At 57.2% G+C, this 22,446-nt stretch carries 19 protein-coding genes, 1 tRNA gene and 1 pseudogene; 8 read left to right on the plus strand and 13 right to left on the minus strand.

Annotated elements, in window-relative coordinates; translation table 11 throughout:
* Positions 1 to 3 precede the first annotated feature (3 nt).
* The 3 genes from ACK28C_RS03325 to ACK28C_RS03335 form a co-directional block, all read right to left on the minus strand.
* Positions 4 to 2,031: a clostripain-related cysteine peptidase gene (locus ACK28C_RS03325; protein WP_409152444.1), complete on the minus strand. Its 2,028-nt coding sequence runs from the start codon at positions 2,029 to 2,031 to the stop codon at positions 4 to 6.
* 115 nt (positions 2,032 to 2,146) lie between these two features.
* Positions 2,147 to 2,554: a hypothetical protein gene (locus tag ACK28C_RS03330; protein ID WP_409152445.1), complete on the minus strand. Its 408-nt coding sequence runs from the start codon at positions 2,552 to 2,554 to the stop codon at positions 2,147 to 2,149.
* A 330-nt stretch (positions 2,555 to 2,884) separates the two neighbouring features.
* Positions 2,885 to 4,072 carry a M20 family metallopeptidase gene (locus ACK28C_RS03335; RefSeq protein WP_015556101.1) on the minus strand — a complete coding sequence of 396 codons (1,188 nt, stop codon included), beginning with the start codon at positions 4,070 to 4,072 and terminating at the stop codon, positions 2,885 to 2,887.
* A gap of 204 nt (positions 4,073 to 4,276) precedes the next feature.
* Between ACK28C_RS03335 and ACK28C_RS03340 the strand changes: the two genes are divergently transcribed.
* The 3 genes from ACK28C_RS03340 to ACK28C_RS03350 all read left to right on the plus strand — a co-directional run bounded on the left by ACK28C_RS03340 (position 4,277) and on the right by ACK28C_RS03350 (position 5,355).
* Entirely contained in the window at positions 4,277 to 4,615 is a 339-nt protein-coding gene (locus ACK28C_RS03340; RefSeq protein WP_015556100.1) for a histidine triad nucleotide-binding protein, read from the plus strand.
* A gap of 28 nt (positions 4,616 to 4,643) precedes the next feature.
* Entirely contained in the window at positions 4,644 to 4,841 is a 198-nt protein-coding gene (gene rpsU, locus ACK28C_RS03345; RefSeq protein ID WP_015556099.1) for a 30S ribosomal protein S21, read from the plus strand.
* Positions 4,842 to 4,902: 61 nt separating this feature from the next.
* Positions 4,903 to 5,355: a GatB/YqeY domain-containing protein gene (locus ACK28C_RS03350; RefSeq protein WP_015556098.1), complete on the plus strand. Its 453-nt coding sequence runs from the start codon at positions 4,903 to 4,905 to the stop codon at positions 5,353 to 5,355.
* A 30-nt stretch (positions 5,356 to 5,385) separates the two neighbouring features.
* Here the strand turns inward: ACK28C_RS03350 and ACK28C_RS03355 are convergent.
* The 4 genes and pseudogenes from ACK28C_RS03355 to ACK28C_RS03370 form a co-directional block, all read right to left on the minus strand.
* Positions 5,386 to 6,432 (minus strand): annotated as a pseudogene (locus ACK28C_RS03355) (ISL3 family transposase).
* 176 nt (positions 6,433 to 6,608) lie between these two features.
* A complete protein-coding gene (locus tag ACK28C_RS03360; RefSeq protein ID WP_015556093.1) occupies positions 6,609 to 7,745 on the minus strand; it encodes a hypothetical protein in 1,137 nt (378 codons plus the stop codon).
* The gene (locus ACK28C_RS03365) at positions 7,742 to 13,042 is read right to left on the minus strand and encodes a hypothetical protein (RefSeq protein ID WP_208872634.1); all 5,301 of its coding nucleotides are present in this window, start codon (positions 13,040 to 13,042) and stop codon (positions 7,742 to 7,744) included. The genes ACK28C_RS03360 and ACK28C_RS03365 overlap by 4 nt, the downstream gene beginning before the upstream one ends.
* Before the next feature lie 227 nt (positions 13,043 to 13,269).
* Positions 13,270 to 13,392, minus strand: a complete 123-nt coding sequence (locus ACK28C_RS03370) for a transposase (protein WP_208872633.1) — start codon at positions 13,390 to 13,392, stop codon at positions 13,270 to 13,272.
* A gap of 348 nt (positions 13,393 to 13,740) precedes the next feature.
* Between ACK28C_RS03370 and ACK28C_RS03375 the strand changes: the two genes are divergently transcribed.
* The 4 genes from ACK28C_RS03375 (at position 13,741) to ACK28C_RS03390 (ending at position 17,181) form a co-directional block, all read left to right on the plus strand.
* On the plus strand, positions 13,741 to 13,860 hold the full coding sequence (locus ACK28C_RS03375) for a helix-turn-helix domain-containing protein (protein ID WP_409152633.1): 120 nt from the start codon (positions 13,741 to 13,743) through the stop codon (positions 13,858 to 13,860).
* A gap of 638 nt (positions 13,861 to 14,498) precedes the next feature.
* A complete protein-coding gene (locus ACK28C_RS03380; protein ID WP_208872631.1) occupies positions 14,499 to 15,245 on the plus strand; it encodes an aspartate/glutamate racemase family protein in 747 nt (248 codons plus the stop codon).
* A gap of 113 nt (positions 15,246 to 15,358) precedes the next feature.
* Complete coding sequence (locus ACK28C_RS03385) at positions 15,359 to 15,553, plus strand: hypothetical protein (RefSeq protein WP_015556090.1); 195 nt, start codon at positions 15,359 to 15,361, stop codon at positions 15,551 to 15,553.
* 56 nt (positions 15,554 to 15,609) lie between these two features.
* Positions 15,610 to 17,181, plus strand: a complete 1,572-nt coding sequence (locus ACK28C_RS03390) for a S8 family serine peptidase (RefSeq protein ID WP_015556089.1) — start codon at positions 15,610 to 15,612, stop codon at positions 17,179 to 17,181.
* Between the two features lie 66 nt (positions 17,182 to 17,247).
* Here ACK28C_RS03390 and ACK28C_RS03395 read toward each other — a convergent pair whose 3' ends face one another.
* Both ACK28C_RS03395 and ACK28C_RS03400 read right to left on the minus strand, forming a co-directional pair.
* Entirely contained in the window at positions 17,248 to 18,636 is a 1,389-nt protein-coding gene (locus ACK28C_RS03395) for an L-serine ammonia-lyase (protein WP_015556088.1), read from the minus strand.
* Between the two features lie 273 nt (positions 18,637 to 18,909).
* Positions 18,910 to 19,170, minus strand: coding sequence for a hypothetical protein (locus ACK28C_RS03400; RefSeq protein WP_015556087.1), 261 nt, complete (start codon positions 19,168 to 19,170; stop codon positions 18,910 to 18,912).
* Between the two features lie 110 nt (positions 19,171 to 19,280).
* Between ACK28C_RS03400 and ACK28C_RS03405 the strand changes: the two genes are divergently transcribed.
* On the plus strand, positions 19,281 to 19,793 hold the full coding sequence (locus tag ACK28C_RS03405; protein ID WP_015556086.1) for a nitroreductase family protein: 513 nt from the start codon (positions 19,281 to 19,283) through the stop codon (positions 19,791 to 19,793).
* 105 nt (positions 19,794 to 19,898) lie between these two features.
* Here the strand turns inward: ACK28C_RS03405 and ACK28C_RS03410 are convergent, their stop codons facing one another.
* From ACK28C_RS03410 to ACK28C_RS03425, 4 genes are all read right to left on the minus strand, one after another.
* Complete coding sequence (locus tag ACK28C_RS03410) at positions 19,899 to 20,915, minus strand: transposase (protein WP_015556085.1); 1,017 nt, start codon at positions 20,913 to 20,915, stop codon at positions 19,899 to 19,901.
* A gap of 143 nt (positions 20,916 to 21,058) precedes the next feature.
* Positions 21,059 to 21,751 carry a nucleotidyl transferase AbiEii/AbiGii toxin family protein gene (locus ACK28C_RS03415; RefSeq protein WP_015556084.1) on the minus strand — a complete coding sequence of 231 codons (693 nt, stop codon included), beginning with the start codon at positions 21,749 to 21,751 and terminating at the stop codon, positions 21,059 to 21,061.
* On the minus strand, positions 21,748 to 22,047 hold the full coding sequence (locus tag ACK28C_RS03420) for a hypothetical protein (RefSeq protein WP_015556083.1): 300 nt from the start codon (positions 22,045 to 22,047) through the stop codon (positions 21,748 to 21,750). The genes ACK28C_RS03415 and ACK28C_RS03420 overlap by 4 nt, the downstream gene beginning before the upstream one ends.
* Before the next feature lie 302 nt (positions 22,048 to 22,349).
* Positions 22,350 to 22,436: transfer RNA gene (locus ACK28C_RS03425), tRNA-Leu, on the minus strand.
* Between the last annotated feature and the right edge of the window lie 10 nt (positions 22,437 to 22,446).

A 22,446-nucleotide genomic window follows, 5' to 3' on the forward strand; every position in this document is an offset into this window, starting at 1 on the left:
CCCTTACTTCTCCTTCTTCTTCTCATCATCCAAAGAAAAAACCGTCGGGACCCCGTTTTCCATTTGCACGCCCGAGGCCGTCGAATAATAGACGTTCTGCCTGTAGTCGGTCATGGTGAACATAAAGGCATAAAACCCGTCGGGAAGCACCGTCTCCTTGAACTTGGACCCCTTGCCGATCGTGAGCGTATCGCCCTCGCACGCAACCAGCTCGTCTTTTTCGAGGTCCAGCTTATGCAGGACCAGCGTGATCTCGTCGCCCTCGACCAGCAGACGCTCCCCCCTGCCGGGGGGGCCCCCCTCCTCATCCGGTCTGGCGGTGAGCATCCGGAACGCCTTCGTGTCGAAATCGTAGGCCACCGTGAGGTTGTAAGGCTTGCCCTTCATCAGAAAGGGGACCTCATAAAGGACGTAGTCGTCCGTCACCGAGAGGACGGACATCGCGGCCAAATGCCCGTCGAGGCTGCCCCAGACCCCCCGAAAGTTATCCATGAAACGCCCCGCGTCCCAATCCGCGGAAAGATCGGAATCCTCGCCCAGAAGCACGGACGGGGTCCCCTCGTCGTCGCATAGCGCGAGGATAAAGGTGACGCGATCCAGCAGGGCCGCCTTCCCGGCCCCGAGGTTGAGACACGCGTAGGTCTCGCCGTCCTGCTCGACGTACTCGACCGGGTGGTCGTCCAAATTCATGCCGGAGGTCTCGGCGAAGTTGAGACCTGCGGCCAGCGCGGCGGCGTCCCAACGCCCCAGCGAGGGGAGATGGAGCCCCTGGGCCAACGCGGAGGCGTCCCAGGGCGAGGCCGAATGCCCCGGCCGATCTGCGCTCACCGGCCCCTCCGATTCCGCGTCGAGGGAGTTCAAAAAATCGGCGACATCTTGAACGAACTGCACCGCCTTGTCTGAAAAATCCCCCCGCAGCAGGGGCTCGTAAAGGTAATAGAGCCCCCGCATCCCCGACGCCAAAGCGGAGTCCTCAAACCGGTCGTAGGCGTCGGGCTCCGGAGCGGAGGGAATAAAGACGGAAATTCCGTTCGATCCCTTTCGGTAGGCCCCCTTCACCTGATAGACCACACTCTCCCGGACGGCCTCGATCACCGCCTCGGCAGCCTCCGGAAAGAGGTGCGCGTTCCTGGAGGCCAGGCTCGCCAGATCCACCATCCCGGCGCTGTAGCTCTCGGCGCTCTTCGCCCCCCGGGCGAATGCGGCGTAAAACGCGGAGGGGTCCTCCAGGACCGAGGTCATCCCCATAGCCCCAAGGCAGGACACCGCCAGGTTCAAGTCGTCGGCCTTCTGAAGATCGATCATGGACAGCGTGACGTTTTTCTCCAGCCCATGCTCCCGGCACCCTTCATAATACGAGTCACAGATGACGCGCCCAAGCTCCGCGGCACGCATCGCCGTGTTCGCGGAAAGGGCCGACAGCCAGCCGTCGTACTTCCACCCACAGCCCGGCTCCGTCTCCTCCGAGGCCACAAGATACCCCGCGTAAGGCGCACAGACGCCGACCATCTCCAGCGTCGCCATCAAACAGGCGTCGATCCCGATCAGCTCGAACGGCTTTTTATCCGGCTCGTCGCCGTAGACCGCCTCCAGCGCCTCCCTCAGCTCCCCAAAGGACAAGGCGTCGCCGCCGTGCGTTTCGTCGTAACAAAGCCCTCCGCTGCTTCCCCCGCCGTGGTCCCACAGGATCAGCACCTTGTGATCGGCAGGATAGTTCTTCTCGCAGAATCGCAGAAAATCCCTCAGGGTCTCAGGGGCGCCCATGTTCGCCCGCCCCGCCTTGCCGACGACGCCGATCTCATCCCCGGAACGCTCCAGACGGCACGGACCGGAGGCGTCCACAAGCTCGTTGTCCCACGTTTTGGAGCCGCCGGCCTGCACGACCACCTTCACGTTGTCGGGCAGGGCGACCTCCAGCGTCTCCGCAAGGTCACCCGTCGCAAACCCGTTTTCCGACTCCAGGTCGGACCCGCAGAGGTACCAATAGACCGCCCAGGTCTCCTTTGCCTTTGCGGCCGGCGCGGCGTGCAAAACAGGACAACCCCAAAACGCCAACATCGCGCAGAACAGAAAAAAACGTGCCGAAGCCCGCCTCATGACTTATCCCTCATCCGGCTCCAACCCCTCCCCGAACGACCCCGGCAGGTCAATCCAGACCTCGAATAGAACGGACGATGGATTCAAAAGCCTGATGCTGACCGATGAGCGTGACCATGGAGACAAACGTTTCGTCGCCCATGACGATCCCGCGGCAGGACAATCCATCCTTGTCCGTGAAGGAAAACCGATACCCGCCCCCCGATGGCTCCGGCTTATCGGCCCCCACCTCCTGGGCAACCCGTTCCGCAAACTCCGAAACGGACACCCCCGGCTCGTCGATCCCCGTCAGCATGACGGCCGCATCCTCATCCGGGGCCGTCATGCTCACGGTAGCGTTTTCCTCGTCCTCCTCGACCTCCCAGCCCTCCGGGACATCGACGGCACAGCGGATCGAGGGAAAACGCCTCTCCGCAGCAGACGCCGTCATCCCCCAAAACGCCCAAATCCCCAACAAAAACGCGAAAACGACAAGAATAAACGATCGCCGCACCCCAAAAACCTCCTCGCAAAACGCCTTCTCGCGCCGTCCTTCTTCAGGTCGGAGCACCATAACCTCATCACAACCCCTCAGTTCCCCCTTCGGGGCAGCCCTCCTTACATAAGCAGACTGCCAGCGAACGCAGTGAGCTGTGCCCCGGAAACGGGGCATACTGTGCAGGTCGCTTAGGATCAGGGGGGCAAAAAAACGGACGCCAACGCCTCCCCTGAAAGGGGGGCCTGAAGCGCGCCTCTCTTTTCGCCCGGCCCGTCCGCCGTCATCGTCCCGTCCCGCGGGGCGCGCCCCCTACGCCTCCTGCCACGTCAGCGCCAGCTCCGCAAAGGTCCCGGCCCCCGTCCAGAGCACGTCCTCGTTGACGGTGAACTTCGGGTGGTGGTGGGGGAAGTCCAGTCCGCCGCCGAGGGTTGAGGGGTGCGAGAAGAACACGCCCGGAACCCTCTCCATGTAGAAGGCCATGTCCTCGCTCACCATGGCCGGCTCGTCGATGGGGCGCACGTGTTCCGGCCCCACGACCGCGCCCGCGGCGCGGACGAGCTTTTCCGTCATGTCGGGGTCGCAGACCACGGGGGGCGGCCCATAGGTGAAGGCGACCCTGGCGCTGCCGCGCATGGCCGCAGCGACGCCCTCGGCGATGGTCCGGATGCGGTCCTGCAGCGAGCTGCGCGTCTCCTTTGAGAGGGAGCGGATGGTGCCCTTCATCGTGCAGGAGTCGGGGATGACGTTTGGGGCGGACCCCGCCTGGAAGCTCCCCACGGTCAGCACGGCGGGGGCCAGGGGCGGCGTCTCCCGGCTGATGACGGTCTGGAGAGTAGCATAGACCTGGCAGGCGATGGAGATGGGGTCCACCGAGCGGTCCGGCTGGGCCCCGTGGCCGCCCTTCCCGCTCACATCGATGGTGAAGGTGTCCGCCGCGGCCATGACGGCTCCCGGCCTGAAGCCGATCTCTCCCGCATCGGCGCCGTTCCACAGGCTGCCCGTGTGCAGTCCGGCGATGGCGTCCACGCCCTCGAGGACGCCGTCCTGGATCATGGCCATGGCCCCCATCCCGATCTCCTCCGCCGGCTGGAAGATCAGCTTCACGGCGCCCTGAAGGTCCTCCCGATGCCGCCCCAGCAGGACGGCCGCCCCCAGCAGCATGGCCGTGTGCGCGTCGTGCCCACAGGCGTGCATCCGCCCGGGGTGCGCGGACGCGAAGGGCAGCCCCGTCTCCTCGGAGACGGGCAGGGCGTCCATATCCGCGCGCAGCGCCAGCGTGCGCCCGGGTCGGGCGCCCCGAATCACCGCGGTGACGCCGCTCCTCCCGACCCCCGTCCGGACCTCCACGGCGCCCGCCTCGTTCAGCCGCTCGGCAACGAAGGCCGCCGTGCCCCCGGTGTCGAACCCAACCTCCGGATGAAGGTGGATGTGGCGACGCCAGCCCACCATCTCCCCGTTCAGCTCCCGCGCCTCATCCCGCACGCTCACGCCCTTCATCGCATACCCTCCGCCTTTCGCACGATTTCAAATGGATTCCATTCTATATCATCCGGAGCAGATTGCCTCCCGCGTTCTATTGTATCTTGCGCGAATATGTTATAAAATTGTACATCCTGCAAAGGTGGCATGGCTCGTTTCGTAACGTTTTACGAAAGCGCCGGTCGCGTTCGGCTGCAGGCTCTGCAAAAGGGGGTGGAAATCATGAGCGACTGTATTTTCTGCAAGATCGCAGGCGGCGAGATACCGACGGACTTCGTCTATCGGGACGAGGACGTCGTGGTCTTTCGTGATGTTGCACCCCAGGCTCCAACGCATCTCCTGGTGATCCCAAGGTGTCACGTAGCATCTTCGGCCGAGGTGAAGGATTCGGCCGTCTGGGGCGCCCTGATGGGCGCCGCTGTGAAGGTCGCGCTCTCGCTTGGCCTTGAGAAGGATGGCTATCGCATGGTCATCAACACGGGAGAAGGAAGCGGTCAGACGGTACCTCACCTTCACATTCATCTGCTGTCGGGACGCAATTTCGGCTGGCCTCCGGGCTAGTCGGAGAAGAGGAAGGGGGGATCTGTTCATGACGACTGTCACCCGCAAAGAAGGAGAGAACATTGAGGATACGCTGAGGCGCTTCAAAAAGGAAGTGGCCAAGGTGGGGACGCTGCGCGAGGCCCGCAAGCGCGAGCACTACGAGAAGCCCAGCGACGCCAAGAAACTCAAGCGCGCTGAGGCGGCGCGGAAGCGCAAGAGCATGAGGCGCAGGAACGCAGGTTAGTTCGCGTGTCGATGGGGGCTGAGGCCCCCATTTTTCTTTTCGCGAAAGGAGGGTGATCGCGATGAAGCTGACGGATCGGATCGCGGCCGACCTGATGGCCGCCATGAAGGCGAGGGAGGAGAGGCGCCTCTCCTCCCTGCGGATGCTGAAGACGGAGCTGCAGAAGCTCGCGGCCGACAAGGGGCGCGGCGCGGAGATCGCGGACGAGGACGTGCACACGGTGATCCGACGCCTGATCAAGCAGCGCAAAGAGGCCGCGGAGCAGTACGCTGCCGGCGGGGCGCGGGACCGGGCGGAGGCGGAGCTGGCGGAGGCGGCGGTCCTGGAGCCCTACCTCCCGGCCCAGCTGGAGGACGCAGCCCTGGACGAGATGGTGCGTCAGGCCGCCCAGGACACGGGGGCCTCCGGGCCCCGCGACATGGGCAGGCTCATGAAGGCCGTGCTGGCCCTGGCGGCGGGCCGCGCCGACGGCGCGCGCGTCAAGGACCGCGTCACGGCATACCTGAACCGTTAAGGGGGCCGCAGTCAGCCCCCACCCGTTTCGTCAGGAGGCGCCCCAGGGCGCCTCCTTCATTTTGTAGCTTCTCGCTATTTTAAGGGATAGCCCTATCTGTAGTTTCCCTGCGATGAGGTAAATCATTGAGATGAGGTTCTCCCTGCTCCTGCAGCCCCTGGCCCTCGCCTTACAGGCTTGGATCAAACTGTTGATTCCCTCAAGAATGCCGTTGTTGATACGGGACTCAAACCACTGAAGGACTCCATCCCAATGATGCTTGATCGTGCGCGCTGCTCCAACCATCGCATTTAGACGACTGTGCGTAGCCCAGAAATACCATCGCTTCAGTAACAGCTCCCCTTCTTCTCAAAGGCGAAATCTCCTGAAAATATCCTGGAAACCCAGCTTCATCTGACAGGCACGCGCGGTCTTCCGATTATGCTTCCTCAGACTCAGTTCCCCCAGCCAGGCCTTTTGCTTCTCCGTCAGGGTTTGAGGGTTCTTCAGCCAAAGATAACGGGTGTGCGCCAGGCTCGGGTCCTCCTTGCGCTCCTCGCGACGGACGCTGTCTACTGCATCGTTCACCACCTTCACGACATGAAATTTGTCGAACGTCAGCTTCGCACCCGGGAAGTGTTCTCGCGCCCCTTTGATGAAGGCTTGCGACATGTCACAACACATCCGCTCGATGTTTTCGCCTCGGCCGCCGTGTTTCTCGAGAAATGTCTTGAATCGCCCCAAAGTGCTCGAGTCCTTACCCTCTGTGGCGAAGATGACCTTTGACGTATCCAGGTCCACGAAGACCGACACGTAATCGTGCCCTCGCTTGCTCGCGGTCTCGTCGAATCCGACATTGCGGACCCCTGACAGATCCCTCCGCTCGAGGGCCTGTTCCGTGTAATGCCTGATCACGCGCCAGAGGCGTGTGTCGTGCATGTTCAGCTCCTTCGCCAGGGTCTTGATGGGCATGGCAGGAGCCAGGGAGAGGACCAACGCCTCGAAAAGCAAAGTAAACCCGCTGCCCTCGCGCGCCCAGGGGACGGGGACCAGGCAGACGCCACAGGAGTCGCAGTGGACCCTTGGGACTTTGGCCATTTTTGAGTGAACACACCCTAGTACAGCAGGTTTTCCACTTCGTCAATGATGGTGATGTCCACCGCCGTGGCGTCTTCAACACGAAACGTCATCATCACGTGTCTACTCTTCTGTTGTGGATGTCCTTCAAGTACAGAAAATTATCAAACATCGCCGCCTGCAAGTTTGAAATTTCCTCACGATGCGTTCAATAACTTCCCGGTTTGTGCTGCTGAGCAACATTCGCCGTGAGCAAGGAGATTACGACAGGTGCGCAACAAAGCAATGCGGGACCTTATCTCAGGGGCGGGTATCTCCAGCATATGATTAATGATCATGTGATTGAGCTGCCCCAACTCAATGTCACATAGATCATCAATGGCTTCGTTACTACCGTTGCCATATCCTCGTTGCTCAGGATGTTTTGCAAGCGCCGCCGCTATTTCAGCATGCCATTGCCGGACGATCTCTACGCGCTCAAGCTCAATAACAGGGAAAAGTACTTGAACCTGCGCACTCCAAAGACGCTTCTTAAGTGTAAGATTATTTCTGTTACGAAGGAGAGCAAAGGCGTGCTGTGCTCCTTCGCCGCGGCGTACAAAATCAGGCTCCTTTGCGATACGGCTTAATACATCCAGAGGTTCTTCGTTCATAAAATTTGTTTCAAGAATCATCCGTTCAGCAACTTCCGCATCCGTCTCGCACAGGTTTGATACCATCGCAGCGATATAACTTTTCCACTGGGCAGTAAGTTCTTTCTGTTCATCAAGCAGAAAGCTGCAGAAAAGCAGCAAATTATAACTGTCCACGTATTCGCTGAAGTTGATTTTTGGTATTGAACTGTGAGCTGGAAGCCTCATATTATCCTGAACTTCAAGGATGAATAACCCATCCACAACAGCTCCTGTGGCATAATCACTGCAGAAGTTCACCCAGTCTTTCACCTGCTCCGCATTATTGAATCCCTTCAACCACAGGATTGTGTTTTTCAACACGCTGTTTCTCTTGATGTATTCCTGCATACTCATGCCAGAACCGACACGATACTCATTTTTTACAGATTCGGAGGCGTAGTTTCGAAGGATGAACTGGCCTGGCGCTATATCCTGAAGGTACTCATCCTTCACATCAATAGGCCTGATCAGTATATCCATCATGCTACTTCTCCGTTTAAACTCCGCATCGATAGCGCTGCGCATGGTGTGGCGCCATGGGAGATCACCAGGTACCAACAAGAGAACCGCAAATTTTGTTGATAAAAGCTCTGATGTTTTTGTCACGACGGAGTGTGGCCCGGTAATATTATTCCACCAAAATTCCTCAAAGTCTGTCATGATTGAACCGCCTCTTCAGGATTATTGGCTTTGTCGATATCATCAAGCAGACTGCTGTCATCATGGCTGATAATATTAAGGAAGGAACGCCGCCGCAGACGATAGATTCCGCTTTCTGGACGCCCCAAGATACCCATCTCAACCATCTCATCAAGAAGATTGATGGTAGTCTCCGATGAGAGCTGTTCAAGACAGTAAATTTGATACTCCTTTGCACAATCTGAAATTTGTTTCTGCGTAAAGCCATGTTGATCTCCAACAAGATACTCCTCCTGAGTATAGTAGAGCAAGGCAATGCATCGAGCCAGCATAAAATAACGCTGGTCGAGATTCAGGGAGAGGTGGAATCTAGAACGAATGCTGTCGTTCAAACTTTCGTCGGCCATAACATTTCCAAGCTGCATATCGTTCAGTACAAATGGCGGATTGTTTGTTGCATGATAATATTGGGCGTATTTACTCGTGAGCGTCTGCACTAGAGTATAGCCAAAGAACTGAAGAATACCAGGGTAATAATTTGTGTTTATCAAAATCGTTTGAAGGTGAGCATCCCCAACCTGGAACCCCAAATAGTGCAGTGGGCGTGAGATAAGATCCATCGCATCAACAGGTGAAAGCGGCTGAATGCACAGAGGTGTCCCCAGCTGTCCAAACACGTTATTGGAGGATAACGTATTCTTAGCCCTGCAGACGTTATGAAGGCCTGCAAGTACAAATTTAAAGTTATTCTGCGTCTCGCGCTTCAGATTCACCAGCGGAAGAAGCGGGTTGTAATCGACCGAACCGATGCTCTCGAGAAAGTTATCCGTTTCGTCCAGAAGAAGCAGGAATGAAGCAATTTTCTCCTGCCTGAATAAGCTGCTGATCTGTCGGCACATGTCTTCCAAAGATGCACAAGGTGTAATGGGAAGGTTTGTTTTTTCAACGATATCCTTTATGACATGCTCCACAACCTGCTCTTCCTTATGGAATTCCTTGATTGTACTGAGTACAGCGAAGGCTCCGTTCTCAGGGGCGAATCGCAAATTCTCCGCACGCTGAAGTAATGCTGTTTTTCCTAACTGGCGACCGCCGTATACAATGGAAGCCCCATTAGGATCTGTAATATCATGAATTTCCTTTCTGCGCCCAAAGAACATTTCGTCGGAAACAGCACCAACGCCGCTTACAAAGGGTTGATAGATAGTATAAGGGAGTGTGCACTTTAAAAGTATCGACAAACGCTCCGTAGGAAGATGCAGGGCCAGGTGCAGGGCCAGAACTCGATCGATGAGAAGAAATGGTTTCTGACCGGATGTTTGAGTATGAAATATTTCGGCCACTTGTCTACGTGTCCCCCGATCAAGATAGTAATCTACAAGGACAACTGCAATTCCGTTGGGGTTAAGGTTAAGCGCGGTAACAGTCTTTACAATTCCGTCAGCCATGTGATTTCCGTACAAAATCACGACGGAGAGCGGCGAGGCCATCTTGGTACCAAAGGCCGCTATGGGATGGTCATAATCAGAGGCATTACGAGGGCTTTTCTGAACAAACACCTTAAATTGATCAGGCGCTTTTTGATCACAATCGATCTTTTCAGCTTTAATCACGTTAAAGCCGAGACAGAAAAAAAGCGTCTTAATCTGGTCAGTGGTTGTCTTGCCACGCCGGGAGGGCCAGGCCTCAACAAGTTTTTCGCTGCTCGTTTTCAGGCGACTTGACCAATCCTTGGGTCTGGCTTTATCCAAATCTTTAGAGAAATCCCCAAGTTTTCTGGAACTGTTTCTGCTGCACAGGTCATAAAGCGGATCAAAGGATTCGTCGGACAGAAAATCCCTAAAGCTGTCCCCGGAAGTCATGACAGTCTGAAGTTCTTTCGTCAACTCATATTCGCCATAATCGAAGCGGTTGATGTATTCTTCCGCAACGGCAAAGTTATCCTCATCAAGCAACTTCTCCGCTTTGTCCAGTGTTGAGAACGTTTTTTGTTTTTCGTCGAGATTTGCCCTACGAATCTTAATATCATTTTTCAATTGTTTTTTTCGCTCTGCAGTCAAATCAGTAACTTTTTGCTCAAGAGCGTTCAGGAACTGTCGCCAACAACCAAAATTTCGCCCATCAAAAAAATCCGGCTTATAACGCATCTGGATATTCGTCAGGTTTTCCTTATCATCCTCACGAATACGGCCATAAGTGTAAGCCAGTTCGAGCTGCCCCTTAAAACTGTCCAGACGTTTCTCAGCAGAATTTTGAACAGCAGTAATATCATCGTGAACCTGAATTTCCTTACCCTCAGCCCTGTCTATCAGTTCCAGCTGATTCAGGTTATCAAATGTTGTCGTCTCATCTGGCGCAGAATTATCAAATATCCCCTGCCGTGCTTCATTCAAACTTCGTGCAGGTGAAGCGATATGACGAAGCACATTGCGCCATGGCTCATAGTATGGAATAGCACATTGTTCGGTCGTCAATATGGGATTACCTTCGTTATCAAGTGGTATGAATCTTGTAGTCAAAAGATCCATGAAGAGCGGCTTCACATGATGCCCCGAAAGGCGATCGTGAATGACTTTCAGCATTTTCAAGACAAAGACGTTGCCCGGTGCAGCTTTCAACTCTTCACTCTTCATGAAGATTGCATTAACATCGTTGAGGGTTTTAGCCCGCAAACTACGCAGGTGATTGCAGCGATTATCATCGACCTCTTCAATGTTACCCCATTCCATCATAAGTGTCAGGCGTTCCAAAAATGCGTCAAAGACCTTACGTCGGGCGTCAAAAGCCAATTTCATTTTAGGTTTATTCTTACGGCTCCGTGCAATATCCCACTCCCGATCAAGCTTCATATTGATCAGGTCTTCCGATATTACTGTCTCTGAAGAATCACAGTACTCGGAAAGCACAGCTTGAACAAGTTCCTTATCCTCAACCTTGTTCTGCGCAATAATGCCCATGCAATTTGCCAGATCACTATTATTGCCAAAGCAATTTTGCACAAAATTTGGAAGCCCGGTTATCCTTATCTTGAGAGAAGGGGCATTCATGAGTATAGAAGCCTTCTGCTGGAACTTCTCTAAGAACTTTTTTCGCTCTGCTTTATCTCCAAGAAAACTAAGTACAGTGTCTGTAAATCCTCCAGGGAGAGTTGCAGCAACGGCACAAAACTCGCTGAATAGAGGCTTAATCGTAGCGTAAGAAGGATAAATCGTATCATAATCGCTCAATATCCGCTTTGCCCGGGCCCGTAGTGTATAATCATGTGCCTGCCATGGAAAAATAAGCGCATGGAGCCATGCAGCAAGCTGCATTCCCTCTATCGCCGATTTACCAGGAGCAGTATCATTCTCAAAAGCATTGGAAAGTACTGTACCAGTATAGTGTAAATTGTCAAAAGGAACTCCAGATGCCAGGATGAGCTGCTCATAGAGTTGCTTACTCTTTGAGTAACCCTTTTCCAGGGATGCGGCTTTAGCAAGAAGAACGGCACGAACGAGAGCTCGGTCTTCGATGCTCTCCGTGCTGTTCCAAGGCCCAATCTCTTCTATCTGCAACTGGATAAGCTTTTCAAACTGTTCATCAGATGGTTTGATGTTAATATTCAAAATCTGTCGACATACGTCAGCTACAGTCTTTGTGTGATCTTCTACAAGTGCATCATCAAGTTTCTTTGCCCCTGTTGATGGATGCAAGACATCATTAAAGTCATTTTCACTTATATTATGAGGCTCTGTTGGAGAAAGCAGACTGACTGCTCCCTGCGTTGAAGCCCTTTGAACTGCTGCTGACACAGGTTCCCCCTGCTCCACCGTGCTTTCAGGATTCACGCTGGTTCGATTCACATCTCCAGAATTCGCATCGGAAAATTGCGTCATGCTTTCATCAGTTGTCACGGCCTCTGAAGTCTTCGCGCCGCAGGCTCGGAGGCCGTTGCGATTGAGAATAAGGCATGTACGTCCCATGGCAAGTTTTTCTTCCCTCTCACCGATGTCTTCATCTGAAAGAACCAGGACATCCCTTTCGACAACTGCATTCGCCTTTTCAAAGGAATCCATAAGGCAGCAACGATGATCCACATCTCCCCATGGCACGGTAAGACTAAAGCAGGTATCTTTCCAGACGATGGAAGGCATGACTTTATCTCTAAACTGCCTGTCGTTCATCGTTGATTTCAGGGCATAAAGTGCCTTCAGCAATGTTTCATTATTGCTGAATATTCTTTGGGCAAGCGATTTTTCTATCCTCTCTTCCCCGGTCAAAACATACTTTCCAATGGAAACAGGCCATTTACGATTACGTATCGTCTCTTTAGACATGCAGCTAAGAGCCCCATGGGTCAGGCAGTAAATATCTTGAGCTGGCGTACCAAATTCATAGACGGCAAAACACCCTTTCTCCGTTAACCAGTCTAGGGCTTGAGGAATATTATTGTGATTTGGTGTAAATTTACCGCCATAGCCATAGAAGGCACACATCTTTCGAACCTGTCTTGCAGTCAAAAGGGCAAAATTTGTAAACAGCGGGAGTATGAAGACATTAATACCTCTTCGTGCTCCATCCTTTATAATATCGCCTTCAAAAGTTTTCGTCGTATAATTCCATTTTTTTAATGGATTTTTTGCATATAGTACATCATCAACATGCTCAGAGGGTTCTGTTGTCTCAATTTTTTTTGAAGCCCCACCTTCGACAAGAAACGTCTTATTTTCTGTAATATAATACCTGCCACGGTTAATATTAAAGACAACAGCAGGTGGATAAAATTTCATCAAATCTTCCAAAAGCGTAATACCTTCTGGAGAGTCTAACTGCTTCTCACTCATATCAACAGCACGAATAAAGGAACGGTATTTTTCAGCAGACTCGATAACTCGTGTCCATGCATCAATATCTGCCGAACTCTCAACTTTTCTAAATATATTGACAGCATCATCCTGAATGGGTTTTAGAACTGCAACGCTATCTTCATTCTGCGATGTAATCGCTGTAAAACGATTGATCAGGCCGCCTACTTCCTCAAGTTTTGTCTTGAGTTGCTGTCTTTGACTCTTCTGTATGGCCTCCAGATATTCCTTGACAGGACAACCTGCTTCAGGGAGTTCTGTCGTATCAAGTATTGATGACGCAACAGAACGAACGTTCTGATACTTTGCGTGTAAATTTTTCAAAACAGATCCCAACTCTGAAATTTCGTCTAGAGTTGGAGGTTGGCCATTGGTAACGCCTTTGAGAAGATTCGAAAGCAAATTTTGAGCATTCTCTGCTTCTTGAGTGAAGTTACCGATCAGCTTCTCAATATCGTAATTGGCGATGTCCATAATCTCACATCCTTTCACAACTAATTACGTAAAATAAGAGTCTTATCGCATTTCCAAAAAAGAACGAGAATAAAAGTTGGCTATATGCAAATTGATATGCCATATCCTTTCATTCTACGTCATTAAGTTTATCATTTTTTCGCCTAAAATCAAGGCGTTATACTCCTCTCTGGTTTGTAATGAGGCCTAAGGAGGGGGAAAGCGATGTATCCTATTAGGGCGTGTCATCAAATAAGCCATACTACAATAGCAGCTAGATGAACAGTGCCCAGGAAATTAACAGCTCTCTTGTCGTAACGTGTTGCTATTGCTCGATATTGTTTCAAGCGTGCAAAAAAGTTCTCAATCAAATGACGGGCTCCGTAAAAGTCTTTATCCTACTCATCAAAATACGAATACGCGGTTCTTTTACATTGCTCTTAGACGGGATAATAGCTTTCTTCTCAGACTTCTCCAGGAGGCCAATAACCCGTTCTTGAGCATCGTAACCCTTGTTCGCAAGTTACCGTTTCTACTCCCCTACTTCGGGCCGAAGCTGAGCCGCTTCTGCAAGATCACGAGCCTGGCCAGGCGTCAGTAAAAAGCTTGTGGGGTCTCCCAGTGCATCAACTGTCGCATGAATTTTGGTACTGAGACCTCACGGCTGCGACCAATGGCTTCCTCATCCGGGCTGCTTTTTTTGCCCCCGCGCTATGCTGATGAACGCGGACAAACGAGAAAATATACTGTGTCTTCGTGCTCAGGGATGTGGAATCCGCAAGATTGCCGGTACCCTGGGCCGAAGTCCATCGACGATCGGCAGGGAGCTCTGGCTCTGACCACTTATAGGGTGACATTATCACTGATCAACGACAGCCCGTCGTTGTATAGGCAAGCCAACTTTGACCTTGCATCCGTCGGGTGCGGCAGAAAACGCATAAACCGGTCTCCGTCACACGTTAAAAATTTTGCCTGTGGGTTTGGCAGTGTATCCGGACGCCGTTCTATGGGAGCAGGAGCCTGGCGATTTGGCGCGGTTCTTCATTCAGAGGAGCCTGAAAAATGTGCCTCTTCACTTTGCCTCCCCTGCAAGGGGAGGTGCCAAACGAAGTGAGGCGGAGGGGTTCAGCCAGACGACACGACTTACGGACGCCGACAGGCGGTCGGCGTCGTGTCGGTCGGCTGTGCCGAAGCAAGGCAATTGATTGCCTTGTGGAGGCGTTGACGGGGAATGTCAGACAGGCGCGTCTTATGAAAAACACCCCCCAGCCCCTTCGGGGAGGTGCCGTGCATTTTGCACACCCCTGGTTTTTGCCTCATTATGCATGGCAGCGCTGCTGACCCTGATTTGGCGCCGGTCTTCGGCACTCTGCCGCCCTGATGCAACAGACGGTATAATAGGGCAAAGAGCCTGAAGCGTCCTTTGAGGTCACACGACGGGCTATCCTTGATCTTTTAGATTGCGGAGGGATCGAACATGTTGAGTAAGCCAAACAAGACGTTGGGGGTCTTAGGAGGGATGGGGCCGGCCGCGGCCGCGGAGTTCCTTCGCCTGCTTGCGGAGGGCGCGCCGGCGGCGAGCGACGCGGAGCACCCGCGCACAATCCTGCTGTCGGACCCCGACGTCCCGGACCGCAGCGACGGGATCATGGGCCTCGGCCCGGACCCGCTGCCGGCGATCAAGAAGGACCTGCTGCAGCTGGTGGAGTGGGGCGCGGAGGTCCTGGCCGTCCCCTGCAACACGGCCCACTTCTTCATCGACCGTTTCCGCGAGGAGCTCTCCGTGCCGCTGGTGCACATCGTGGAGGCGACGGTGAACGCCGCCCGGCGCGCCAGTCCGGAAGGAGCGTGGCTTGTAGCCACCTCCGGCACCCAGAAGAGCCTCATCTACCCCGCCTGCGCCGAGAAAGCGGGCTACCTGTTCCTCCGTCCTTCGAGGGAGCAGCAGGAGTGCGTGCAGCAGAGCCTGCGCGCCGTGAAGGCCGGGGACATGGGGCGCGCCGCGGAGCTCCTGAAGGAGGTGGTGGAGGCCCTGTGGCGGGAAAAGGACCTCCCCATCACGACGGCCTGCACGGAACTGCCCCTGGCCTACGCGGCTGCGGGCCTGCCGCCGGACCGGCAGATATCGAGCCTCCAGGCCCTGGCGGATGCGTGCCTCGACCTGCTCTACGAGCGCGGGGACGGCGCGGCGGGCTGGGGCGTCGGCGCCTTCATGCCCAGGTAGGGGGCGCCAGGGGCGCTTTGCAATTCGGCGCCGCTGTTATAAAATGGAAATCCGAGAGGGTGCAGCGGCCCCCGACGGGGGCGGAGTTTTCCTTAACCGGAGGTGAGACAGGGATGCAGGTCATCCAGCAGACGCGCACGTCGGTGAACGTGTCGGGGTACGTTGACCGACTGGAGCACGGGATCGTCCGAAAGCACCTTGAGGTCCAGCTGGAGCACGTCAAGGAACCCGTGTACGTTCAGCGTCCAATCATCGACGACCTGAACTCGCAGGTCATCGTTCACGATCAGGTGGAGCAGTACGTCTGACGTCCGCGCCGCGCCTTTGTGCGCGGCGCGGACCGGTTTTGGCGAGGAGGTCCCGAATGAGAAAGGTGTTTCTGCGGCTCGCCGCGCTTGCGGCAGCCTGTGCTTTCGCCGGTCCGGCCGCGGCTGCCCGGCACGTCCCGGGGGAGGTCCTGGCGGTCTTCAAGGGCGAGGAGGGCACGAAGGTCGTGGCATCGTCCCTGCACCTGGGGCGGGAGGCGTTTCGCGCGGCGTCGCTGGCCGCCGCCGTGGGGGCGCGCGTCGAGGAGACCTACGCGGAGCTCTCCGAGGCGGGAAACGGCGTCTTCGTCCTGCTCAAGTCCGACATCCTCTCCCCGGAGGCGTTGACGGCGCGCCTCCTCAAGCGGGAGGACGTCCTGGCCGCGTCGCCCAACTTCATCGTGCGGGCGTCCGTCACGGAGCCGAACGACCCGTTTTATGCGTCGGGGGCCCTCTGGAACCTCAAGGCCATCCGCGCGCCAGAGGCCTGGGACACGACGACGGGCAGAGGGGACGTCTGCGTGGCCGTCCTGGACACGGGCGTCGACTATACGGCGCTTGAGCTGGCCCCCAACTTCAGGCGCGACCTGAGCCGTAATTTCTACAAGGACGGCGGCACCTCCAGGGCGGACCCGGAGGCCTATGCGGACCGGAACGGGCACGGGACCCACGTGGCCGGCACCATCGGCGCAGCGGGGAACAACGGCAGGGGCGTGACGGGCGTGAACTGGAGCGTGGGGCTCATCTCCCTCAGAACCCTGGGGCCGGATGGGTCAGGGCCCGTAAGCGGGATCGTGGACGCGCTCAACTTCCTGACCAAACGGCTGGAGGAGGACGCCAGCCTGAAGGTGGCGGCCGTCAACCTGTCGTTCAACTGGTTTTCCTCCATGCCCCCCACGCTGGCAAACCAGCGCAAGGACCCGGTGTGGCGCGCGTTCAAGGCGCTGGACTCCCTGAACCGGACCGTGATCGTGACGAGCGCCGGAAACGATGGACTTGAGGTGGGTGTCCTCGCGCCGGCGGACGGTCCGAAGGGCGCGGACGGCACACCGACGTACGAGAGGGGCGATTACGTCTACAGCTCCTCTTACAGGGGAATCCACAACCTGATCGTCGTGGGGGCGTCCTCGCAGAACGGCTCCCTCGCCAACTTCAGCAACTGGAGCCGCAACTTCGTGGACGTCGCGGCTCCGGGCGTGTCCATCCTCAGCACGACGATCGCCGCCTACGAGCACTCCACCCGCGTCGGAGATGGAACCGTGATGGCCACCATGAACGGCACCTCCATGGCGGCCCCCCACGTGGCGGGGGCAGTGGCACTGCTGAAGGCCGCAGACCCCGCCCGAACGGCGTACCAGGTCCGGACAGCGCTGCTCCATGGCGCGGCGGTGAAGTCGGTCCTCGTGGGCAAAGTGGCCGGGGGACGCTTCCTGGATTTGAAGGGAGCGCTGGACTACCAGGCCGCACACCCGGAACTGGCCTCCGAGGCGCCCCGGACGGAGTATGACGAGCGAATCAAGGACGCGGACGGCACCTCCTCCTCAGGGGGAGCGGGATGCGATGCGGCAGGCCTTGGCGCGTTGGGGTGGGGCCTTGTGGCCCTGCTTGCGGTCGTGGGTCGTCGAAGGTAGCCCATCGCGGCGGCACGACGACGGGCCTGGAGGAACCTCCAGGCCCGTTCTTTTTTGGCCCAGCGCTTACCCCACCGCCCGGCGCGGCTGAGCGGCCAGCCCGCCCTGGGATGTCTCGCGGTACTTCGCGCTGAGGTCCTTTCCGGTCTGGTACATGGTCGAGATGACCTCGTCCAGGCTGATGAGGGGCGGGGTGCTGCGGTGCATGGCCATGTGGGCGGCGTTGATGGCCTTCACCGCCGCGACGGCGTTGCGTTCGATGCAGGGCACCTGCACCAGCCCCGCGATGGGGTCGCAGGTCATGCCGAGACAGTGCTCCATGGCGATCTCCGCCGCCGTCGTCACCTGCCGCGGGCTGCGGCCCGACAGCTCCGTCAGCCCCGCTGCGGCCATGGAGCAGGCGACGCCCACCTCCCCCTGACAGCCCACCTCCGCCCCCGAGATGGAGGCGTTGGCCTTGAACAGCAGGCCGATGGCGCCGCAGGTCAAGAAGTAGCGCGTGCGGTCCTCCGGCGTCGTGGAGCGGACGTAGCGGTTGTAGTACTCCAGCACCGCGGGGACGACACCGCAGGCGCCGCTGGTGGGGGCGGTCACCATGCGTCCGCCCGCCGCGTTCTCCTCGCTCACCGCCAGGGCAAAGACGTTGACCCAGTCCAGAATCTGCATGGGGTCCGAGGACAGGGGCCTGTCGGAGGAGAGCATCCGCAGGAGAGGAGCGGCGCGCCTCGCGACGTGCAGCCCACCCGGCAGGATGCCCTCCGTCCTCATGCCGCGCTCCATACAGGCGCTCATGAGGGCCCAGATGCGCTCGAAGTGGGCCTGGACGTCAACGCCGGGGTGCAGGGCCCGCTCGTTCTTCATGACCAGCGTGGAGACGGAGAGGCCGTGTTCCGCACAGACCGCGATCAGCTCGTCCGCCGAGGCATAGGGATAGGGCACGTCGCCCGATACGCCGTCCGGAGCGTCGAAACGGGCCGCCTCCACGACGAATCCACCCCCGATGGAGTAGTAGGCGTTCGAGTGGAGCTCCGTGCCGTCGGGCCCCAGGGCGTGCAGGACGAGGCTGTTTTCGTGCAGCGGCAGCTGCTTCGGGAGAAAGGCGATGTCGCGCTCCGGATCGAAGGGGATGGAACGCCCGTCCTCCAGGCGGGGGAAGGCCCCCAGGGGCAACCGACGGGTGCGGTCCACGAGGTCCACGAACTCCTGAATGACGTCCGGGTCTGCCTCCTCAGGCTTGACGCCCCAGAGCCCCAGCAGCACGGCGCGGTCCGTCATGTGCCCCTTCCCCGTCAGGGCCAGGGAGCCGTGGAGGTCGCAGCGGACGCTGCCGACCCGCTCCAGGAGCCCCATGGCCCTCAGCTCTTCGAGGAAGCGCAGCGCGGCGCGCATGGGCCCCATCGTGTGCGAACTCGACGGACCGATGCCGACCCTGAAGATGTCAAAGACGCTCTGCATGGCGGGCCTCGTCAGTCAGCGTGTCCGGTCCGCGCAGGCCGGACCTGCCCCGGTCCGGAGGGAAGGGCGCCCGCGAGGACCCGCGCAGCGCCCGGCAGCAGAGCAACGTCAATCCAAAACGCCATAACTCTCACGTCTCCTCATCATAATAAGGTTATTAGGATAGGGCTGCAGCCCCTCCGCGTCTCCCGAACGATACGGTGGAAGGGCGTGCGAATAAAAATTGCGGCCCGCCGCTGGGGACGGACCGCGAACCTTCTCTGTTTTGGCGGCTCAATACCTGCGGTCGAGCTTCGTGCCGACGCCGAAGACCTCCAGGGTGGACTCCATGAGCTCCTGCTGCGTCCGGATCAGGTAGGCCCCCAGCTTCATCTGGACTTTGGCCCGGCCCAGGTCCATGGCCGACTTCGCTACGTCCATGGGGTTCAAGCTGCCGGAGGCGATGTCCTCCGCCGCCGCTGCCGCCGCGCTCATGGACTTCTGCATCAGCTCCAGCCCGGCCTGCCCCAGACGATCGTAACCGTTGACGTTCATCGCATCTTCCTCCTTGAAGAACATGTGCTAAGATATGCTTGATTTTATCAGAGGGCCGCGCCAAATACAACCGGCTCGTTCGGCCCTGATCTTGAGAGAGGTGTTTGTCGATGTTGGAGGCCATGCGGCGTCGCCGCAGCATTCGGAAGTTTGAGGGCAGGAAGGTGGAGGACGGGGACGTCACCCGTCTCATGGATGCGGGGCTCGTCGCTCCTACGGGGAAGAACACCCTGTGTACGGAGTTCTTCGCCGTCACGGACAAGGCGAAGATCGAGCGGCTCGCCCAGTGCCGCGACGGCATGGCGGCCTCCTCACTGAGGACGGCGCCGCTGGCCATCCTCGTGGCGGGCCGGCACAAAGACAGCGACGTCTGGAGGGAGGACGCCTCCGCTGCGGCCGCGTTCGTTCTTCTGGAGGCCACGGAGATGGGCCTCGGCGCGTGCTGGGTCCAGGTTTTCCAAAGGCCCTGCGGGTCGGGGACGTCAGAGGAGGCGGTGCGCCGCATCCTCGGCATCGACCCCGAGTTCTCGATCCTCTGCGCCATCGCCGTCGGATACCCGGCGGAGGAGAAGGAGCCCCGCAACCTGGAGACGCTGGACCGCTCGCGGGCACATCGCCTCTAAAAACGCCCGGGGCGCGAACCTGCGGACGAAAAGAGGACCGACCTGGGGTCGGTCCTCTTGCTTTGAATGGGCGGATGGCATCGGCCGCTCCCGGAACGCTGAGGGTTACGACAAGCCTGCGTGTGCGTCTTTTTTCAGGGCGTCGATCTCATGAGAAGTCAGCCCCGTGAGCTCTGATATCTGAGCCACGGGAAGCGGCACGGCAAGCATCCGGCGCGCTACTTCCATAAGGCCCTTCAGACGCCCTTCCTGACGGCCTTCTTGGCGTCCTTCTTCGCGGCCTTCTTCATGGCCCATCACGCGCCCTTCCGCGCGCCCTTGCGCGCGCCCCTGCGCACGGGTCTGCTCCAGCTCCTCATCCCAAAAGGACATCATCTCACTCTCCCCCTTTATCTCCCTGGCTCCCTTCCTGTACTGCTCCCAAAGCGCCCTGTCCTTCAAGTTGATGACCCTCGCGATAAACGCCAGAAGGTCGGACCGATCCTCCCGGCTCCAGCCCTTCGACACCAGAATCCTGGTGAGCTTCAGCAGGTAGATCAGCTTCTGCTGCTCCTCGTTGTCGTATGCCAACGCCTTTTTTGCCGCGTAAAGCGCCAGGTCGAACGGGTTGTCGCTCGCCAGGAGCCCCTCGTCGTCCAGATTCCACAGCTTGACGCAATTATAACTGTAGTGGAGGCGCGTCCCATACTGTAAAAAGTCGTAGACGCCCGGCGTTTCCGACTTCGGACGCGACGCGGTCAAAATTGCCAGCGCTATGGGGTTCTTGTCGTAGTGCGCGAAGAGCAGGCAGTAGTAGCGCATCATCCTCCGCGAGAGGTCCTCTCCGCCCCTGCCCTGAACCTCGATGTGCAGCAGCACCCACTGTTCGCCGCCGTCCTTCAGCGGGATTTTCAGCAGGGTATCGACGAACTTCGCCGACACCTGTTCCTCGTCGCCCGGCTTCGGCAGGGTGTCCTGGAGTTCCTTGTCGAGCGGCGTGGCCTCCTGCTCCAGATCCGCATCCCTGTACAGGTCGGGAATGGCGCTCCTCAGAAGCTCCCGCCAAAACCTCCTGATGAGGGCCTTCCAGAAGCCGTCGTAGTCGAAACGCTCCGGCTTTTCCTGCATCGTCCGTTCGTCCATCCCGTCAACTCCATTCTCTGTGTCGCTACGGCTGTAACCCTCTTCGCCGTCGCGTCCCCGTTCGCTCCAAACGTGCTTCTCGGTCCGCTCCGTCACGACCTCACGGCCTTTGGAGGTCGCGTCACCCGCGGCACGCTGGTTCTTCAGCAGGCTGTCGCCGACCCAGGTTCGCTGAGGTCGTGAGAGAGAATTTTCACTTGCTTGACATCATCCAGTTTGAAGCTTTTTGTGTGCTCAATTAAGGTTTTTTTGTCATTCTCCGACAACTGATCCAAATCCCCGCCTTGAAAATATGTCATGGTTCGCAGGCTTTCAATAACCGGGAATCGATCTCCATAGATGGCACAAGCTCCGGACAGGCCTTCCGACAGGGAAGTCCCGCTGCGGAGTATGGCAGCGATATCTCTATAGTCCTTTGCCTCGACACGTTTCATGATTACAGCCGCTTTCATCGCAAGAAGATCCTTTAAAGATGCAACTTGAAGGATGCCATCATGCGTTAACAGAGGTTCTCCAATACGTCCAAAGGCAATCCCGCCAAAAAATGAAAGTTTTACGCCCTCCGTCGTCCGATAGGTGCGCGTATCCAGCTCGTTTTGCAGCAACTCCGCCATCTTTAAAAAAGGCATGGATTCCAACATTTTCTTTTCCATAGCCTCAGATAGAGGAAGGCGAGAGAAGAAGTCAAAGTCATTAGACACCCTGTGTCCAAGGTGCAGAGCAATCGCTGTGCCGCCATATAAGACGAATCCAAGCGCTCCACATGGGGACAGCTTATTCCAAAGCTCTCTTTGTGCTTCCGGCAGGATATCCAAATGCGCTTGAAACGTCTTCATGGCAGCTCTCTGACGGGCATGGCGGGAGCTTCTTTTCCCGTGATGCGACAATGCCAGAAGGACCAGGACTTTGGTCTGAACTGCCCGGCCTCCGCCTTTTCCAAAACCTCCATCAATTCATCTTGCGAAAAGAGCTTTTCGAGCTCTCGTGTATCTTCCAGGGTCCCTATATTCATCATCTGAGCTAAAATACGTTCAGGGTATTCCATCGCCTCATCCCTCGTCTTCCACCAGATGTATGAGCTCATCCGTGAAAGGAACTCCAGCTGTGCGCGACTGAATCGCTTTGTCGCCATCAAAAATTCCTCCTGACCGCAAAGTGGCTGCCCTCCGACGAGGCGCAGCATCCGCCATAAGCCGCACCCTAAGCACCGGGCGTCAGGCGGACTTTGCCTCATGGTCCTCTACGCCTGTCCTCAGTATACACCTTACGGAATGAGGCGATCGTTTGCGTTGAGCGTCAGCTATCCCGTCGCGTTCGCGCCGGAGAGGGCGACATTGGTAGGTGGTCAGGCTCCTGCCGGAATAGGGGGATTGCGCTGCAAAAAAACAGCGGCCAATCCCGCTTGAGATTGACCGCTCTTCTGAACCGTTATCATGGTGCGGAGGGGGGGACTCGAACCCCCACAGCTTTAGGGCCACAAGATCCTTAGTCTTGCGCGTCTACCAGTTCCGCCACCCCCGCACAACAAATC

The organism is Fretibacterium fastidiosum, assembly GCF_964642095.1.
GTDB lineage: Bacteria > Synergistota > Synergistia > Synergistales > Aminobacteriaceae > Fretibacterium > Fretibacterium fastidiosum.

What these genes read in the sequence shown, in the direction of transcription:
- ACK28C_RS03335 (WP_015556101.1), bottom strand. Translation starts at nt 4,072, where the DNA reads ATGAAGGGCGTGAGCGTGCGGGATGAGGCGCGGGAGCTGAACGGGGAG.
- ACK28C_RS03340 (WP_015556100.1), top strand. Translation starts at nt 4,277, where the DNA reads ATGAGCGACTGTATTTTCTGCAAGATCGCAGGCGGCGAGATACCGACG.
- rpsU (WP_015556099.1), top strand. Translation starts at nt 4,644, where the DNA reads ATGACGACTGTCACCCGCAAAGAAGGAGAGAACATTGAGGATACGCTG.
- ACK28C_RS03350 (WP_015556098.1), top strand. Translation starts at nt 4,903, where the DNA reads ATGAAGCTGACGGATCGGATCGCGGCCGACCTGATGGCCGCCATGAAG.
- ACK28C_RS03360 (WP_015556093.1), bottom strand. Translation starts at nt 7,745, where the DNA reads ATGACAGACTTTGAGGAATTTTGGTGGAATAATATTACCGGGCCACAC.
- ACK28C_RS03365 (WP_208872634.1), bottom strand. Translation starts at nt 13,042, where the DNA reads ATGGACATCGCCAATTACGATATTGAGAAGCTGATCGGTAACTTCACT.
- ACK28C_RS03375 (WP_409152633.1), top strand. Translation starts at nt 13,741, where the DNA reads ATGAACGCGGACAAACGAGAAAATATACTGTGTCTTCGTGCTCAGGGA.
- ACK28C_RS03380 (WP_208872631.1), top strand. Translation starts at nt 14,499, where the DNA reads ATGTTGAGTAAGCCAAACAAGACGTTGGGGGTCTTAGGAGGGATGGGG.
- ACK28C_RS03385 (WP_015556090.1), top strand. Translation starts at nt 15,359, where the DNA reads ATGCAGGTCATCCAGCAGACGCGCACGTCGGTGAACGTGTCGGGGTAC.
- ACK28C_RS03390 (WP_015556089.1), top strand. Translation starts at nt 15,610, where the DNA reads ATGAGAAAGGTGTTTCTGCGGCTCGCCGCGCTTGCGGCAGCCTGTGCT.
- ACK28C_RS03395 (WP_015556088.1), bottom strand. Translation starts at nt 18,636, where the DNA reads ATGCAGAGCGTCTTTGACATCTTCAGGGTCGGCATCGGTCCGTCGAGT.
- ACK28C_RS03400 (WP_015556087.1), bottom strand. Translation starts at nt 19,170, where the DNA reads ATGAACGTCAACGGTTACGATCGTCTGGGGCAGGCCGGGCTGGAGCTG.
- ACK28C_RS03405 (WP_015556086.1), top strand. Translation starts at nt 19,281, where the DNA reads ATGTTGGAGGCCATGCGGCGTCGCCGCAGCATTCGGAAGTTTGAGGGC.
- ACK28C_RS03410 (WP_015556085.1), bottom strand. Translation starts at nt 20,915, where the DNA reads ATGGACGAACGGACGATGCAGGAAAAGCCGGAGCGTTTCGACTACGAC.
- ACK28C_RS03415 (WP_015556084.1), bottom strand. Translation starts at nt 21,751, where the DNA reads ATGAAGACGTTTCAAGCGCATTTGGATATCCTGCCGGAAGCACAAAGA.
- ACK28C_RS03420 (WP_015556083.1), bottom strand. Translation starts at nt 22,047, where the DNA reads ATGGCGACAAAGCGATTCAGTCGCGCACAGCTGGAGTTCCTTTCACGG.